12 protein-coding genes are annotated in these 13,965 nt (G+C 46.8%); 8 read left to right on the forward strand and 4 right to left on the reverse strand.

Annotated elements, in window-relative coordinates; genetic code table 11:
* Positions 1-773: 773 nt before the first annotated feature.
* Positions 774-1,403, forward strand: coding sequence for a hypothetical protein (locus tag HOM51_05345; protein MBT5033926.1), 630 nt, complete (start codon positions 774-776; stop codon positions 1,401-1,403).
* Entirely contained in the window at positions 1,400-1,744 is a 345-nt protein-coding gene (locus HOM51_05350) for an AzlD domain-containing protein (GenBank protein MBT5033927.1), read from the forward strand. The genes HOM51_05345 and HOM51_05350 overlap by 4 nt, the downstream gene beginning before the upstream one ends.
* Before the next feature lie 202 nt (positions 1,745-1,946).
* On the opposite strand, the gene HOM51_05355 is transcribed toward HOM51_05350, so the two are convergent.
* The 4 genes from HOM51_05355 to HOM51_05370 all read right to left on the reverse strand — a co-directional run bounded on the left by HOM51_05355 (position 1,947) and on the right by HOM51_05370 (position 7,134).
* Positions 1,947-2,486, reverse strand: a complete 540-nt coding sequence (locus HOM51_05355) for a two pore domain potassium channel family protein (GenBank protein ID MBT5033928.1) — start codon at positions 2,484-2,486, stop codon at positions 1,947-1,949.
* Between the two features lie 322 nt (positions 2,487-2,808).
* The gene (locus HOM51_05360) at positions 2,809-4,428 is read right to left on the reverse strand and encodes a hypothetical protein (protein MBT5033929.1); all 1,620 of its coding nucleotides are present in this window, start codon (positions 4,426-4,428) and stop codon (positions 2,809-2,811) included.
* A 304-nt stretch (positions 4,429-4,732) separates the two neighbouring features.
* On the reverse strand, positions 4,733-6,091 hold the full coding sequence (locus tag HOM51_05365; GenBank protein MBT5033930.1) for an IS1182 family transposase: 1,359 nt from the start codon (positions 6,089-6,091) through the stop codon (positions 4,733-4,735).
* Positions 6,092-6,360: 269 nt separating this feature from the next.
* Complete coding sequence (locus HOM51_05370) at positions 6,361-7,134, reverse strand: IclR family transcriptional regulator (protein MBT5033931.1); 774 nt, start codon at positions 7,132-7,134, stop codon at positions 6,361-6,363.
* Positions 7,135-7,251: 117 nt separating this feature from the next.
* Between HOM51_05370 and HOM51_05375 the strand changes: the two genes are divergently transcribed.
* The 6 genes from HOM51_05375 (at position 7,252) to HOM51_05400 (ending at position 13,752) form a co-directional block, all read left to right on the forward strand.
* On the forward strand, positions 7,252-8,976 hold the full coding sequence (locus HOM51_05375) for an FAD-binding protein (GenBank protein ID MBT5033932.1): 1,725 nt from the start codon (positions 7,252-7,254) through the stop codon (positions 8,974-8,976).
* Positions 8,977-8,988: 12 nt separating this feature from the next.
* On the forward strand, positions 8,989-9,273 hold the full coding sequence (locus HOM51_05380) for a ferredoxin family protein (GenBank protein MBT5033933.1): 285 nt from the start codon (positions 8,989-8,991) through the stop codon (positions 9,271-9,273).
* Between the two features lie 33 nt (positions 9,274-9,306).
* Positions 9,307-10,830, forward strand: a complete 1,524-nt coding sequence (locus HOM51_05385; GenBank protein ID MBT5033934.1) for a tripartite tricarboxylate transporter permease — start codon at positions 9,307-9,309, stop codon at positions 10,828-10,830.
* The gene (locus HOM51_05390) at positions 10,827-11,381 is read left to right on the forward strand and encodes a tripartite tricarboxylate transporter TctB family protein (GenBank protein ID MBT5033935.1); all 555 of its coding nucleotides are present in this window, start codon (positions 10,827-10,829) and stop codon (positions 11,379-11,381) included. Before HOM51_05385 ends, HOM51_05390 begins: the two co-directional genes overlap by 4 nt.
* Before the next feature lie 58 nt (positions 11,382-11,439).
* Positions 11,440-12,456: a hypothetical protein gene (locus HOM51_05395; GenBank protein ID MBT5033936.1), complete on the forward strand. Its 1,017-nt coding sequence runs from the start codon at positions 11,440-11,442 to the stop codon at positions 12,454-12,456.
* A 462-nt stretch (positions 12,457-12,918) separates the two neighbouring features.
* Positions 12,919-13,752, forward strand: coding sequence for an SUMF1/EgtB/PvdO family nonheme iron enzyme (locus tag HOM51_05400; GenBank protein ID MBT5033937.1), 834 nt, complete (start codon positions 12,919-12,921; stop codon positions 13,750-13,752).
* The last annotated feature ends 213 nt before the right edge of the window (positions 13,753-13,965 follow it).

The following is a 13,965-nucleotide window of genomic DNA, read 5'->3' on the forward strand; positions in this document are numbered from 1 at the left end:
CGCACTGTTTCTCGTATCCGACGATTCGTCTTTCATGACCGGTGCGGATCTTTTGATCGACGGGGGATACGTCGCCCAGTGACGCCACCGGATTGAGTTGTTTTCAACCACCAGATAGAGAATGTGACGATCAAACCACGAATTTCCCGCCCGATGTAGAACACTCGACAATCTCTTGTGCCGTCTGTCCGAATAAAGGTGGTTTCAAGGAATTTTCCTTACCGCCCTTTTGGAGGATTTCCGCCTTCTTAGATTCGTCCTGATATCCATTTATGATGCAGTAGGCGGCTCTTTCCCGAAGGTATCGCAATGTACTAGATTACGGCAACAAATACTTGAAAACTAAGCCATTATTAGATTTTTCTAATCGTCCGCTTCTGGCTACGTCCGGACTCTATCTGAGCGCCATAATAACGTCCGGTTTTCTGCGGATAGCGGAAGTCAAAAACGCCAAATCCGATTTTTAAGATTTGATGTCCGCTATTAGGAGGCAGAGCGGAAGTCATTTGGGGTTAATGAAAAGGGCTGTTCCTGACCCGAAGCAGACATTTCCCAGAAACTAATCCCGCCATGACGGGATTACTTATCGCTTATGGGAATAATGTTACATTTCGACATAGGCTTTTGACGCATTAATTTTATAGGACTCGGGAAGGCTAGAGTTTTAGAAGACCTCGCCCTGTGCTAATTTCCATTTCATGAGGGAGAAACAGACCTACTGGCGAGGCTTAAAAGAATGCATATTGGGCCCAGGTTGGGGGGTCTTCACAGGCATGGTTGGTTTCGGCACTTTGGCATCAGAAGCCAGCCTATCTATGCTCCATGCCTTAATGATTATGGCAGGTTTATGGAGCATGCCGGGGCTCATTGCCTATGTTGATCTCTATAATACCGGTATTAGCATTCTTGCCTTAGTGATCGCGACAGGGATTGCGAATGTGCGTGTGCTTCCCGTAACAATTGCCACCATCCCCGTGATCCGGACCAGTCAAAAGGTAAAACCTGTCCATTTCTTTTATGCTCAAATTAATTCCGTTAATGCCTATCTTGCTCTTCTAATTGTGAAGCAGGAAATTGAGGACAGACGATTACTAACACAATATTTTGTTGCTTATTGTATTGGGACACTGTTCCTTGGCGCGGCTGGTTTAATCCTCGGGATGACCCTAGCTGGTTCAGTGTCACCTGAGATTCTGCGCATCCTTATTTTTGTGACTCCTCTTTACATTTTGTTACTCGCAACCAGTTCCCGAAGAACTTCTATCCTTCTTTCTATTGCTGTTGGTGGCTTGGTCGTTCCCTATGCACAAACTGTTTCTGCGGATTGGGGGGTCGTTATCGGCGGCGTTGTTGCTGGGACGATAGCCTATTTCATGGCTCGACGATGGAGGCAATCGACATGACCGATCTACCTCATTGGTTAATTTTGGTTCTCGTCATTTTCGGTACATTCTTTTGGAAGTTCATTGGCGTCGTCGCTGCTGGAAAAATAAGGGACGATTCGGAAGTCCTGGAGTGGGTCACTTGTGTGGCCTTTGCAATTACAGCGGGCATCATGATTAAGGTTCTCATAGTCCCCGGTGGTGTCCTTGCAGAGGCCCCACTTCTCGCACGTTTTTGCGGTGTCGCTTTCGGTGTAACTGCCTTCTTCCTATCAGGCCGCAAAATTGTTGTCGGTCTTGGAGTCGGATCATCCGTATTTGCAATACTGTCTTATTTAAACTTGAGTTGGCCTATTCTTTAGTGAATTTTTGGTAAGCAGAAGGAATTTGAGGCTGACGATTAGGGCTGCTAGTGCTATTAGCGGCGATTCTGATCATCACCGGAATACGTCAGCTTTTAAGGGGTGAAGCGGACGTAATTTGAGGGCGCTGATAAGGATAGCTTCTGACGTTTATTCATTGATATTAGCGGGTACTTAACGGTTTTCCGGAATTTTATCGCACTTATCCAGCAGAGCTCGGTTCTAAGATTTTGTTTACTTTCTCCAAGATTTCTCTGTTCAACTTCTCATCAATCTCAGCTGCTTTGGAATCGTGTTCCATGTTAGCCACAACAGTTTTTCTGATGAATTCGTTGAGTTGTTCGTTGTTAGCACCAATCTCTTCTATTCGCTCGTTTTGTTCTTGTAAAAGCTCGTTCTGAACACTTTTATCTGTATGAGCGATAACAAGTCCGCCAACATAACCGACTAAGGTGCAATATAAAGTGGCACCTACAAACGCTATTAAGCCAGTAATAATTCGACCTTCTGTTGTCACTGGATAGTGATCGCCGAAACCAATTGTGGTGATACTCATTATGCACAGCCACAAAGCATCGCCGAAGCTCTTCATATTTGCTCCCTCAACGCCGCCTTCGGCTAACCAAAGCAAGGGACTCCCTAACGCGATGATGGTAATTGTGAATAGAGTTAACAGACCAATGACGTAGCTAGATTTTGTTACGTCCATCCGATTTTGAACTATTGTAGTAAGCTTTCTCATTGTGCACTCCATTTCCTAGTTACTTCTTTGAATGCCATATAGGGTGGGGAATGCAAACCCTGGAGGATGACAAAAGTATATGCCGTTTGTTCAACAACAGTTCGCCCACTGTTCATTTGGCAAAGGGAACCTCCGCTGTTGGCTACTTCCGGACTCTATCAGAACACCCCAATAACGTCCGCTATCGGGGGGTGAAGCAGACATTTTTGTTGTGAAAACAGTTTTGCTACATTTGATGTCCGCTATTAGGGGGCAAAGCGGAAGTAAAACTACACCTGCAAATACTTCCGAAGTTGACCCAAAGGAGACAAAACCGTTCGGATCAACGTCGCCTGACGAACAAGAAATCTCCACCTTCATGTCCTGCCTTACGGACATCCGAATATTCAGGTGTTTGGTCTGCTTTTAGCATTACAGGACGGCGCATTTTTGAGAACAATTGGGTGCCGTCGATAACATCTTTATTGCCCTTGAGTACATCAAGGAAAACACTGGCAAATGGCGAATGGCCGGTGCCGTCACTGTCTGCTACAGGCTCTACCCCGCCAGATGTTAATACCAAGCGCGCACGCTTTCCTGCCATTTGAGCAACATAGTCCGAAGATTTTTCCTTAATTTTTGCCGACCGCACCAAAGTCCCGGAATAACAGCTATCGGCGACCACCATGACATGCTTGGCTTCCAGCGCCATCAGAGTCCCGGTAATACTAGAATTAGGAATCCAGTTTGTCCGCCGGTTGGGTTTGGCATTGATGGGCAGCCAAAACCCTTGTTCGGTGGTATCGTCCAGCCACCCATGCCCGGCATAATAAATCAACAGATTATCATTGTCGGTTAGCGTTTCGCGATATTCGTCCAAAGCATCAAAGATTTGCGACCGGGTCGCATTCTCCAAATGTCGCACCTTGTATCCGTAAGAATCCCGAAGCAGACCTGCAACAGCCGTTGCATCGGAGACAGCTGTATTCAATTTCTTTAGGTACTTGTAGTCGTTGTTACCGATCACCAGCGCATGGTAATTCCCAAAGTCAACGTCAGCATATTTTTGCTGATTTTTTTCCTCTTTCCTTTGGCGCTCAAGCGCCGCGAGCTTAAGAGAATTTTGCTCCTGTCCGCGTTTCAATTCGGCAAGGCGATGCGCCTCCGCTGCCTGTTGCTTTTGTGCTTCGGCGAGTTCGCGCGCCTGATCTTCCCGGAGTCTGGTGAGTTCATTTAAACGTTCCTCATTTATTTTGCGCTGCTGTTCCAATTCTGCAATTTGTTTTGCCCGTTCAGCTTGACGCTGAGTAGCCTCTTGTAATTCCTGCTCCTGCCGTGAGCCTCCGTCCTGCCCTTGTCCGCTCGTTATCCCACCCGAATTAAAATTATTGAGGCTGCTCTCAGCCGCTTTCTGCTTAGCCTCAAGACCAGCAAGCTCTAGCGAAGTTGCTTGTACCTGCGCCTCTTTAACTTCACGCAGGACCGCCGCCGTGATGGGTGCTTTTGGAGCAAGCGCCCCCTTACACTTTTCTCCATCTGGATCGTTATCCCTAAATCCAGAAAGAATAAGTTTTCCGCTCCAAAATTTACCGGCGAAAGTAAATTGGTTTGTTTCAGTAGCTCCGCGAGGGTCAGAATATTCATACTCAAAAAAGATTCGATATCTTCCGCTGTTAGAAATATGGCCCGATATTCTAGAGTCAGCGTCTCCCTCGTAATCCTCCCAATCAAGAATTTCTATATCGTTACCTGATATTTCAATCTTCAATACCTTCGTAAAGCTATGATCGATGCTGAGACCACCGAGTGATGCTGCTTCGCAGAACACCTCACCTTCCCAAGGGCCATCAAAGAAGTTTGATGCGGCAGATGTGTGGACAGCGGAAACGATCAATGCTCCAGCAAATGTCCCGCGAATACAAAGGTACTTAAAGCAATTTTTGTAGCGCATAAAATTTGGCAAGATGATTATCCCCATATTAAGCAGCGCTTATTAAGTGATAATTCATTACAACAAATTCTAATATTATTTTCAACTCCAACGCATTGCCAATTGACTACAGGCTTGTAGCCGCATAGGACGGCAGCACACCGCCTTTTTCCGTTGGCGGTGTAATTTCCGCTTCTGGCTGAGGCTGTTGAAGAACTCTGTTTTGGGAGGATTTCGGATATCTGCTGTTAGTAGCAGCAGTCTTTTTGTTCCCGCTTTGGCACCATGCCTTTGCGGGTTTTGTTTGTTTGGTGATTTCGCAGTTCTGATACATTGATCAAGCGAATATTGGTTTAGGTGGCGGTCTGATGGCATGGTTTGCGAGACGCTTCAGGTTCTGAACCGCCGCAGTCAGCAGAAATTCGTCCTTGGCACCACTCAATCCGCGAAGCCTTAGCCTGATCATCGCGTGAATATGTTTTGCCTCACCAAACAATCTCTCGATCTTCTTACGTTGGGTTCTCGAATTTATATAGGCATCTGTCTCCATCAAGGCTTGGGTATAGTCACGAGCTTCTTGGTTGATGTCGCGAGAGACCCGGCGTTCCCGACCCGTGGTACATTTTGGCTTGAGCGAGCATTGGCCGCAGTCACTGCGTTTAGCAATATATTTGAGCGTGGTGCCATCATGCACCATACCCGACGTTTTTAACTCTTTACCGCCTGGGCATATATAAAGGTCACGTTCTTTGTCATAGTCAAAATCGGCACGGATGAACTTGCCATCCGCCGCAACCTGGGTTCGATCCCACACCGGAACATGCGGATCAATGTCACGTTTGACCAACCAGCCAAGCATCTTACCTGTACCGTAAGCGACATCTCCGGCAATATGATCCGGCTTTAGGCCAAAGCGTTCTTCGGTCCGTTCGATCATGGTCTCTGTCGCATCCACCTCCTTGGAGATGCGCGTCGGCGTCGCCTCAACATCAACGATCACGGCATTTTCCATATCAATCAGATAATTTAGGCTATAGCCGAACATGACCTTATTACGTCCGCGCCTCGTCCACGCCGCCGTTGGATCGGTGGGTGATATGGCCTTGGGCTTTTGACGGGGGTTGATCGGCGTGTTCTCCCTTTCAAGGGCAACCACATATTCCCGGATTGCCCGACGTGCCAACTGTTGTTCCGACCATTCAATCTCCGATCCTTCGACCCGTTGGAACCGGCTGGCATCAGCTTCAATCACGCTGGCATCCACGGCAAAACCTTCGCCTTTGACCAATCCCGCATCCATGCACTGACGCACAATGCGCTCAAACACTTGGCGAAATACATCACCATCATGGAAGCGACCATGCCGGTTGACCGAAAAGGTCGAATGATTGGGAACCCCGTCCTCAAGGCCAAGCCGACAAAACCATCTGTATGCCAGGTTGAGTTCAACCTCTTGGCACAGCCGACGCTCCGAACGGATCGAATAACAATAGCCAACCAGTAGCATCCGGATCATCAGTTCAGGATCAATCGAAGGGCATCCCGTATGACTGTAAAAAGGGGCAAGTTCCGAGCGAAGCCAACTCAAATCTAGAACCGCATCGATGCGACGCAAAAGGTGATTGGCGGGAATGCGGTCTTCAAGATTGAACTCGTAGAAAAGACGGTCTTGTTGTCCGACTTCTGGTCCCATCATTGCCGTGTTCCTTCCCCATATTCACTATGAAAAGGGAATCACGTTCAAGGGTTGATGACAACAGAGTTCTTCAACAGCCTCGGCTACAAACGGAAGTCCTAGCCACCCGTCAATTATGACCGCTTTTCTACGCACAGCGGACATTATTTGTCACGATGTCTGCTATTAGGGGGTAAAGCAGAAGTAATTTTGGGTAGGTGAATAGGGCTGCTGTTGACCCAAAGCGGGCATCCATACCAGCGAATTTGTGAGAGGAATGATGGGTTGAATTAGAGATAACTTTGGGAAAATTCTTTGCTAAAATCTGAACTTATATCCCGCGTGGTTTTTATTAATATTGGTGCGAGTTGTTCGATTTTATTATGAGTCATTCGGGATTCTGGGCCCCGAACTGTAATTGCTGCGGCGATGTTACCAAAACTGTCAAAGATAGGTGCAGACAAGGCAGAAGACCCTAGCGTTATCTCTCCATTAGTCGTGGCATACCCGAGCTCTCGAACCTTTATCAACTGATCGAGATATTTTTTGCGATCCAATTCCGTAAGCGGCGTAAATGAAGTCCAATCTGTTTTCTCGAGAATGCGACTAATTTCTTCGATCGAGCGGAACGCAAGTAAGACTCTGCCCGATGAACCAATCTGTATTGGCACAAACCGACCTAGGGTCGCGACCACGCGAAGTTCTCGGTCCGGTTCAAGAACATCGATGCATTCGCGCATTATCCCCTGTGGTTTGATAAGGCAAATTGTTTCATTCGTAGACTCCAACAGCGTTTCTAAGTGCGGGCGACTAACGCTTCTAATGTCTTTTGGCATTAACCCATAAAGTCCAGGACCGGGACTATAGCGTCGGTTACTGGCGTTTTTTAAAACAAACCCGAGTGCGACCAACGTCGTCAAAATTCTCAATGATGTCGCTTTATCATATCCAGCACGCTTACTAATTTCCGATAAAGAAATTGGCGAGCCGCTATGACAGATACAGCTAAGGATTGAAAACCCCCGCTCAATGGATCGACCAATTTTTAAAGGCTGATTCGACATAAGTACTCAGTCTATTCTAATAAAAAAATTTCACCTAGTAAAATTTGAAATTTTGTTTTGTAAAATTTTTATTTTTCCTGCTATCGTTTAGAAACGTAGCGTGGATGGAGACTGAAAGTGAATGATTCCTGGAAAACGATAGAAACGGATCTCTTGCTAATTGGCGGCGGTGTTGCAGGTTGCATGGCAGCAATTGAAGCCCAAGAGGCCGGACTTGATGTCGTTGTCTGTGAAAAAGGAAAGGTCCTAGATCATACCGGAAGCGTCGGCTGTGGCGTTGATCAGTACCTTACAATTATGGAGTCAGGCCCCGAGTGGGATACTCCAGAATTTCTTATAAATCACCTTCAAGATTTGACCGACGGCATCGTTGATATGGCTGTGTCTAGTAAGGTCATTCGAGAAATGCCCAAAGTTTTGAAAAAAATTGAATCCTTTGGCGTTGATTTTAAAGACCCGGTTACTAAAGAATATTATCGACTGCGTTCATTTGGCTTACCAGCAACCTATCATATTAATTTCGACGGTACCGATTTTAAGAAAATGATCGGCCAACAAGTTCGACGTGGTCAGGCGACCGTGCTTATGCGGACAATGGGGGTCCAAGTGCTCACGCATGAGAATAAAGCCTATGGCGCCTTGGCCTTCAATTTTCGGACTGGGGAATGGTACGCGATCCGTGCCAAGGCTGTCATGCTCGCGACCGGAGACGTTAATCGGCTGTCTACCAATGCGACGGGGCTCTCATTTGATAGCTGGCATTGTCCTTATAATACGGGTGATGCACAGGCGATGGGGTACCGTGCAGGGGCTGCCCTGGCCAATATGGAATTTGTTGAAATGAACCTTGTGCCAAAGGGTTTCTCTGCACAGGGACTCAATGCCTTGGTAAGTTTGGGGGCGCACTTCTTAAACCGTCACGGTGAACGCTTCATGTTCAAATACGACAAACGAGGCGAGAACGCGCGACGTGCAATTATTACAGATGCCGTCATTACCGAGCACCTGGACGGCAATGGACCCATTTACGTAGATTGCAGTGTGTTATCGGAAAAGGACCTTGATTTCTTAGAAGAAACGCTGGGAATTGATCGCTATACCATGCCAGCTTTCTATGAACAGAAGAAGCATGACATCCGGACTCAGCCCGTCGAGGTATCAATTTCTGAACTGAGTATCCGCCGAAGTGGATTGTATTTCCGGGGTAGTGGTCTGGCGGTAGACACGAAGGGCGAAACATCGATCGAAGGATTGTTCGCAGCTGGTGATTGTTCAACTTGCGGCGGTGGCGTATCGGGTGCTGCGGTCTTGGGATACATTGCTGGGCAAGGGGCGGTGGAGCGTATTCGCAAAGATAAAGGAGCAGCATTACCCGAGATTGATCAGGACGCCGCTGATGCTATTCGGGCGAGTTCCGGGAGCCACCTTCAACAGCCAGATGGCATACCGTGGCGCGAATTTGAAGCAGAAGTGCAACGCACCGTTTCTGACTATGCAGGCGTTCGTCGAACGGAAAAGGGACTTAAGTTGGCGCTCGAGACATTGTCCATACTCGAAAAGAAAGAACCAACGCTTAAGGCCGATGATATGCACGGTTTGATGCGAGTAAACGAGTCGCAAAATATTCGGCTTAATTCGGAATTAATGGCGACGACATCACTTGCCCGCCAAGAGACCCGAACAGGAACGGTTCACAACCGGCTCGATTATCCTGACAGCGATGATAGCAATTGGCGAAAGTTTATTGTGGTTGAGCAAGGGGACGAAGGTCCAAACCTATCTACGTTGGATGCGGACCGCCCCCTATCTGATGCATTTACTCGTGAACAATCGGCAGTGTGAGGTGACCGCATTATGACTGTAAATCCAAATTATTCTCACGTACATAATCCCATTCGGATCAACCCTGATACATGTGTTAAATGTGATCTTTGCGACTGGATATGTCCCGGTGATCTCATTTTTCACGAAGATGGAAACCGCGATAAATTACCTGTCGTGATGTATCCAGATGAATGTTGGTATTGCGGTTTGTGCCAAAAAGTTTGCCCAACAGATGCCATTACGGTGATTTTTCCCGAAGAAATGATAAACTGCACGACAGATGTTATGACCCTGTTGGGGAAGGTCGATGACTAAGTTGCGGGATAGTATTGTTGGGGGGCGGCAGAAATGATTGATGCAATCTTTGCTGGTCTTTTCGCTGTGCTGACACCGCAAGCAATTCTGTTTACTATTATTGGTGTCGTCTATGGAATTATAATCGGTATTTTGCCGGGACTTGGTGGCATTGTTGCCATGGCTCTTTTGCTTCCGTTTACTTATGGCTATGAAGTGGCGGCTATGCTGGCGCTTCTTTTAAGTGCCCACATAGCGACCATATGGGGTTCATCTGTCACCGGCATTTTGTTCGGAATACCCGGAGCAGCAAAAAGCTTAGCGTCAATATTTGATGGCTACCCCCTTACGCAAAAAGGCCAAGCAAGCCGGGCCTTAGGTGCTTCGGCGACGGCAGCGTTGCTTGGCGGTATCTTCGGCGCAATCTGCTTGGCTGTTAGTATTCCTGTTGTACGCCCAATAATGCTAGCGTTCGGCCCACCAGAATTTCTTATGATGGCGCTCTGGGGTTTAACCATCATCGCGACATTTAGTGAAGGCTCTATGCTTAAGGGGCTTATGGCTGCTGCATTTGGTGTACTCATAGCCTTTTCGGGTATGGACCCTATTACAGGAACACCCAGATTTACATTCGATACCGTATTTTTACTTGATGGCATCTCATTTCCCGTTGCGATGATTGGCCTCTTTGCCGTTTCTGAAATGATGAAGCTATACGTAAAAGGAGGTTCAATCATTGACCGAGATATTAGCGGAGAAACAAGTTCAGTTTTGGATGGCGTAAAGGATGCATTCCGCCATTGGGGACTGGTAATGCGGTCCAGCTTACTTGGGCTTTGGATTGGCGTTCTACCTGGTATTGGCGCCAGTGTGGGTGGAATTGCCGCATACGCTCAGGCCGTACAAACCTCTAAAACGCCGGAACGGTTTGGGCGCGGCGCAATTGAAGGGGTAATTGCGCCGGATGCAACAGTAGGGGCCAACGAAGGTGGCGGTCTTATGCCGACGTTGGCATTTGGGATACCGGGCGGCGAGAGTATGGCAATCTTACTTGTCGCGTTTATCGGCATGGGCATTACACCAGGGCCCGAAATGTTAACACATAATCTCGACCTCGTATTTAGCATGGTTTGGATTGTCGTAATAGCAAACATCGTGACGTCCGTGTTCGGTTTGGCGATTTCACCTTGGCTTGCTCGTCTTCCAAGTATGAATCCGAATTTAATGATTCCGATGGTCTTGTCTGTTTGTTTCGTTGGCGCGTTTGCAACACGCGGACAATGGGAAGACGTCATCGTTGCTGCCGGGTTCGGCATCGTCGGATTTTTTATGGATAAGTACCACTATTCGAGAGCTAATTTTGTTATCGGTATGGTGCTGGCTGACATGATCGAGCGCAATCTGCATATATCACTTACCTTGCATGGCAATGACTTTATCTTCACTCAGCCGATCGCGTTGGTCATGTTTATTTTTATTATTGTGACTACCGCATTACCCTTCATTCGAAACTGGCGCAAAAAACGCGCGCAAGTAGATCAAGACGCAAGTGCACGATTAGATGGAGGCGCGTCATGAGCCGCCATACCCAAGAAAATATTGTCATATTGATCATTCTCGGATTTTTCACAGCAGTGCTGGTGACCAGTTTGGACTTTAGCCCCCGAGCACGCCTCGTGCCAATTCCGATTGCTACGTTGGGAATTGTCTTAGGCGTCGTGCAATTGATTTGGCAGAATCTTCAGTCCGATGAAGAACTAAATATCGATTTGCTTGAATTCCTTACTAAGGGGAACAGTGGACCGGCAGCACAAGAACAGTTGCCGGAAGAAACATTGCCTAGTTCAGATAGCGGTTCTTCGAATTTACAGGGCCGGCCTGTAACGCACGCTTTGGGGATGGTCGCTGGCTTTGTTAGTATAATTCTATTGATTGGCCCGATGCCTTCAATTTACATATTTACTGCTACTTATTTTATATTAAGTAAGCACTATACGAAACCAATGAGCTTGATATACGCTTTGATATTTTCGATTAGCGTTTATTTGCTATTTGTCGTTGGGCTGGAACTTCAGCTTTATCATGGAATTTTTCAGCCCACCGTCGATTGGTACTATGAAACTTTTTAACGTGGTTAGACGATCAAGAAACGAAGACAACATAACTCAAACAGAGGAGGATACGAAGATGAAAACTCGATTGAAGACATTAGCTGTGGCCGCCGTTGTATTAAGCACTGTTGCTATTTCTGCGCCGCCCGTTGTTCAAGCGGCAGATTATTATAAAGGTAAGGTCATCACCTTAATTGTGCCCAACAGCCCAAGTGGTCGCATGACTCGGTACGCCCGGACTTATGCACCCTTTATCGCAAAATACACCGGCGCAAAGAGCGTGCGTGTGGTTAATAAAAAAGGCGGCGGCGGCGTAAAGGGAACAAATTATCTGTGGTCACAAAAGCCTGATGGTAAGACCATTGCTTTTACAAGTGTCCCGACATTAATTTTGGCCCAACTTTCAGGCAGTAAAGCAGTTAAGTTTGACGCCACTAAATTTGTTTATCTCGGCCGTGCTGCAACGGAACCACGGACTTTATTGGCAGGAAAGAAATCAGGTATTAAGACAGTCGCTGATTTGAAAAATCTTAAACGACCGCTTGTTTCTGCGTCTCAGGGTACAGATGAGGATTTCTACATCATTGCCATTTTGGCCAATGCCTTGGGAATCAAAGTTAAGTTCGTAACCGGATATGAAGGCATGAACGACATCAGTCTTGCAACAATCAAAGGCGATAGCGATGCGTACATGGTTTCCTATCGCTCCGCCCGGGGAGCGATCAAGACCGGAGATCTCGTCCCCGTAGTCATGATTTGGGATAAGCGTGTTAAGGACCATCCTGATGTCCAAAATGCGTTGGAAATTGTATCCGGAAAATCTAAAGAAGCGGTCCAAGCGGTTGTCAATATGATGACCATGCACAGAGGATTTTTCGGCCCTCCAGGTATGAATAAAGAAGCAACTAAAGCTTTGCGTGATGCAATTTGGAAGGCTGCTCATGACCCAGAATTAATTGCTGAACAAAAAAAGAAACGGCAAGTTCACTTGCCGTCTCATGGGGATGATGAGCAAAAGAAAATTGCTCAGATTACTGCAGCGAGTCAGGGCATTAAGCCAATCTTGGCACAAGCTTTGGACTCAATTAAATAAATCAAAAATTCCACCGGCTATCTGATTTGTGGATAGTCGGTGGAGTACTTGATTCATTAAAATTAGGTCTTAGTTGTTAGAGTTGGACCAATTAGTCCTGAAGATTATCTTTAAAATTATTACCAATTTTATTCTGAACTAAATCTAAGGATTCGTTGAACCTGGGTCATACAATTCCTGGCTTTCACTGGATCAGTATCGAGATTTAGTAAGTAGGCGGTCATGGTCATAGGTCTTAGCAAGGAGAAAATCTATAAGCCTAGCGCCATGGGAAAATATGAAGATTTGTGCGGTGCCAAGAATGTAAGGTGCAATATCAAGTTTATGTATGACATTTTGAAAATTGGAAAATTCTTGTGCATCAACTAAGAAGAACAATCTTAGCTGCTAAATCGAAAACCGTGACGCCGAAATATTGACCGATAAAATTTTGATGTATACAGAGAAAATAGAGGGTATCTTATGATCTTTTCAGTGCGAGTCCTAAGGGCCTCAGTTGTATTTTCTATCTTCGTATTGAGTTTCAGCACGGTTACCCAGGCCGAGACGAAAATGATATTTATTCCTGGCGGCTCATTTCTGATGGGCAACGATAACAGTCTTGTGGATGAGCAACCTAGCCATAAAGTTGCAGTTCATTCCTTCTTTCTGGACAGAACTGAAGTGACGAATGCTCAGCTTGCAGAGTACCTAAATAAGCATGGCCACAAAGGTCCCAAAGGCGAGCGATATTTTGACCTTGATGACAGCGACGCCCGCATCAAGCGACAGAAAGATGGCAAATACGTCCCATTTGAAGGACATGATCGAATGCCGGTCGTAGAAGTCAGTTGGCTTGGCGCACGAGACTATTGTGCTTGGCTTGGAAAGCGATTGCCAACTGAGGCAGAATGGGAATTTGCCGCCCGCGGCCCCGAAGGCCGAACCTATCCTTGGGGCAATGAAGCCCCCGATAAAACGCGGGCGCATTTCGGTCATCCATGGGGTAAAATGGCGCCGGTCGACGCCTATCCGAAGGGGGGCACCCCCGAAGGAGTCCTGGGTCTAGCAGGTAATGTGCATGAATGGACTTCCAGTGCGTCAGAGCACTATCCCTATAGGGCCGATGATGGGCGTGAAGAAATGAATTATTACGCCGATCGAGTTACCCGAGGTGCTACTCATGATAGCCCTGTCGACGAAACAATCTCTACATGGCGCGGTCAAACTGTTTCCAGAAATCCAATGGCAGGCCATCACGGCATCGGGTTTCGGTGTGCACGGTCAGCCAAGGTGACTGCCTTAGATCTGAAATAAATTTATTTCGATATCGTACGATTATAAGGTAATAATTGGCAACGCCATAACCTAGTTACTCTCGGGTGCCCCGAACCCCAATAAATGAATCGTATTACTTTCCGGCAGATATCAAGGGGAAATAGGTTGGCCAGAGCGATTGAAATCGATGAAACTTAAAACCTTGTTAAATTCATCGTTGCTTCATGACGGCATCGCGACATGTCAAATTAC

This window comes from Rhodospirillaceae bacterium (assembly GCA_018660465.1).
Classification (GTDB): Bacteria; Pseudomonadota; Alphaproteobacteria; order Rhodospirillales; family JABJKH01; genus JABJKH01.

What these genes read in the sequence shown, in the direction of transcription:
- HOM51_05390 (MBT5033935.1), top strand. Translation starts at nt 10,827, where the DNA reads ATGAGCCGCCATACCCAAGAAAATATTGTCATATTGATCATTCTCGGA.
- HOM51_05380 (MBT5033933.1), top strand. Translation starts at nt 8,989, where the DNA reads ATGACTGTAAATCCAAATTATTCTCACGTACATAATCCCATTCGGATC.
- HOM51_05345 (MBT5033926.1), top strand. Translation starts at nt 774, where the DNA reads ATGGTTGGTTTCGGCACTTTGGCATCAGAAGCCAGCCTATCTATGCTC.
- HOM51_05395 (MBT5033936.1), top strand. Translation starts at nt 11,440, where the DNA reads ATGAAAACTCGATTGAAGACATTAGCTGTGGCCGCCGTTGTATTAAGC.
- HOM51_05350 (MBT5033927.1), top strand. Translation starts at nt 1,400, where the DNA reads ATGACCGATCTACCTCATTGGTTAATTTTGGTTCTCGTCATTTTCGGT.
- HOM51_05365 (MBT5033930.1), bottom strand. Translation starts at nt 6,091, where the DNA reads ATGATGGGACCAGAAGTCGGACAACAAGACCGTCTTTTCTACGAGTTC.
- HOM51_05385 (MBT5033934.1), top strand. Translation starts at nt 9,307, where the DNA reads ATGATTGATGCAATCTTTGCTGGTCTTTTCGCTGTGCTGACACCGCAA.
- HOM51_05370 (MBT5033931.1), bottom strand. Translation starts at nt 7,134, where the DNA reads ATGTCGAATCAGCCTTTAAAAATTGGTCGATCCATTGAGCGGGGGTTT.
- HOM51_05355 (MBT5033928.1), bottom strand. Translation starts at nt 2,486, where the DNA reads ATGAGAAAGCTTACTACAATAGTTCAAAATCGGATGGACGTAACAAAA.
- HOM51_05400 (MBT5033937.1), top strand. Translation starts at nt 12,919, where the DNA reads ATGATCTTTTCAGTGCGAGTCCTAAGGGCCTCAGTTGTATTTTCTATC.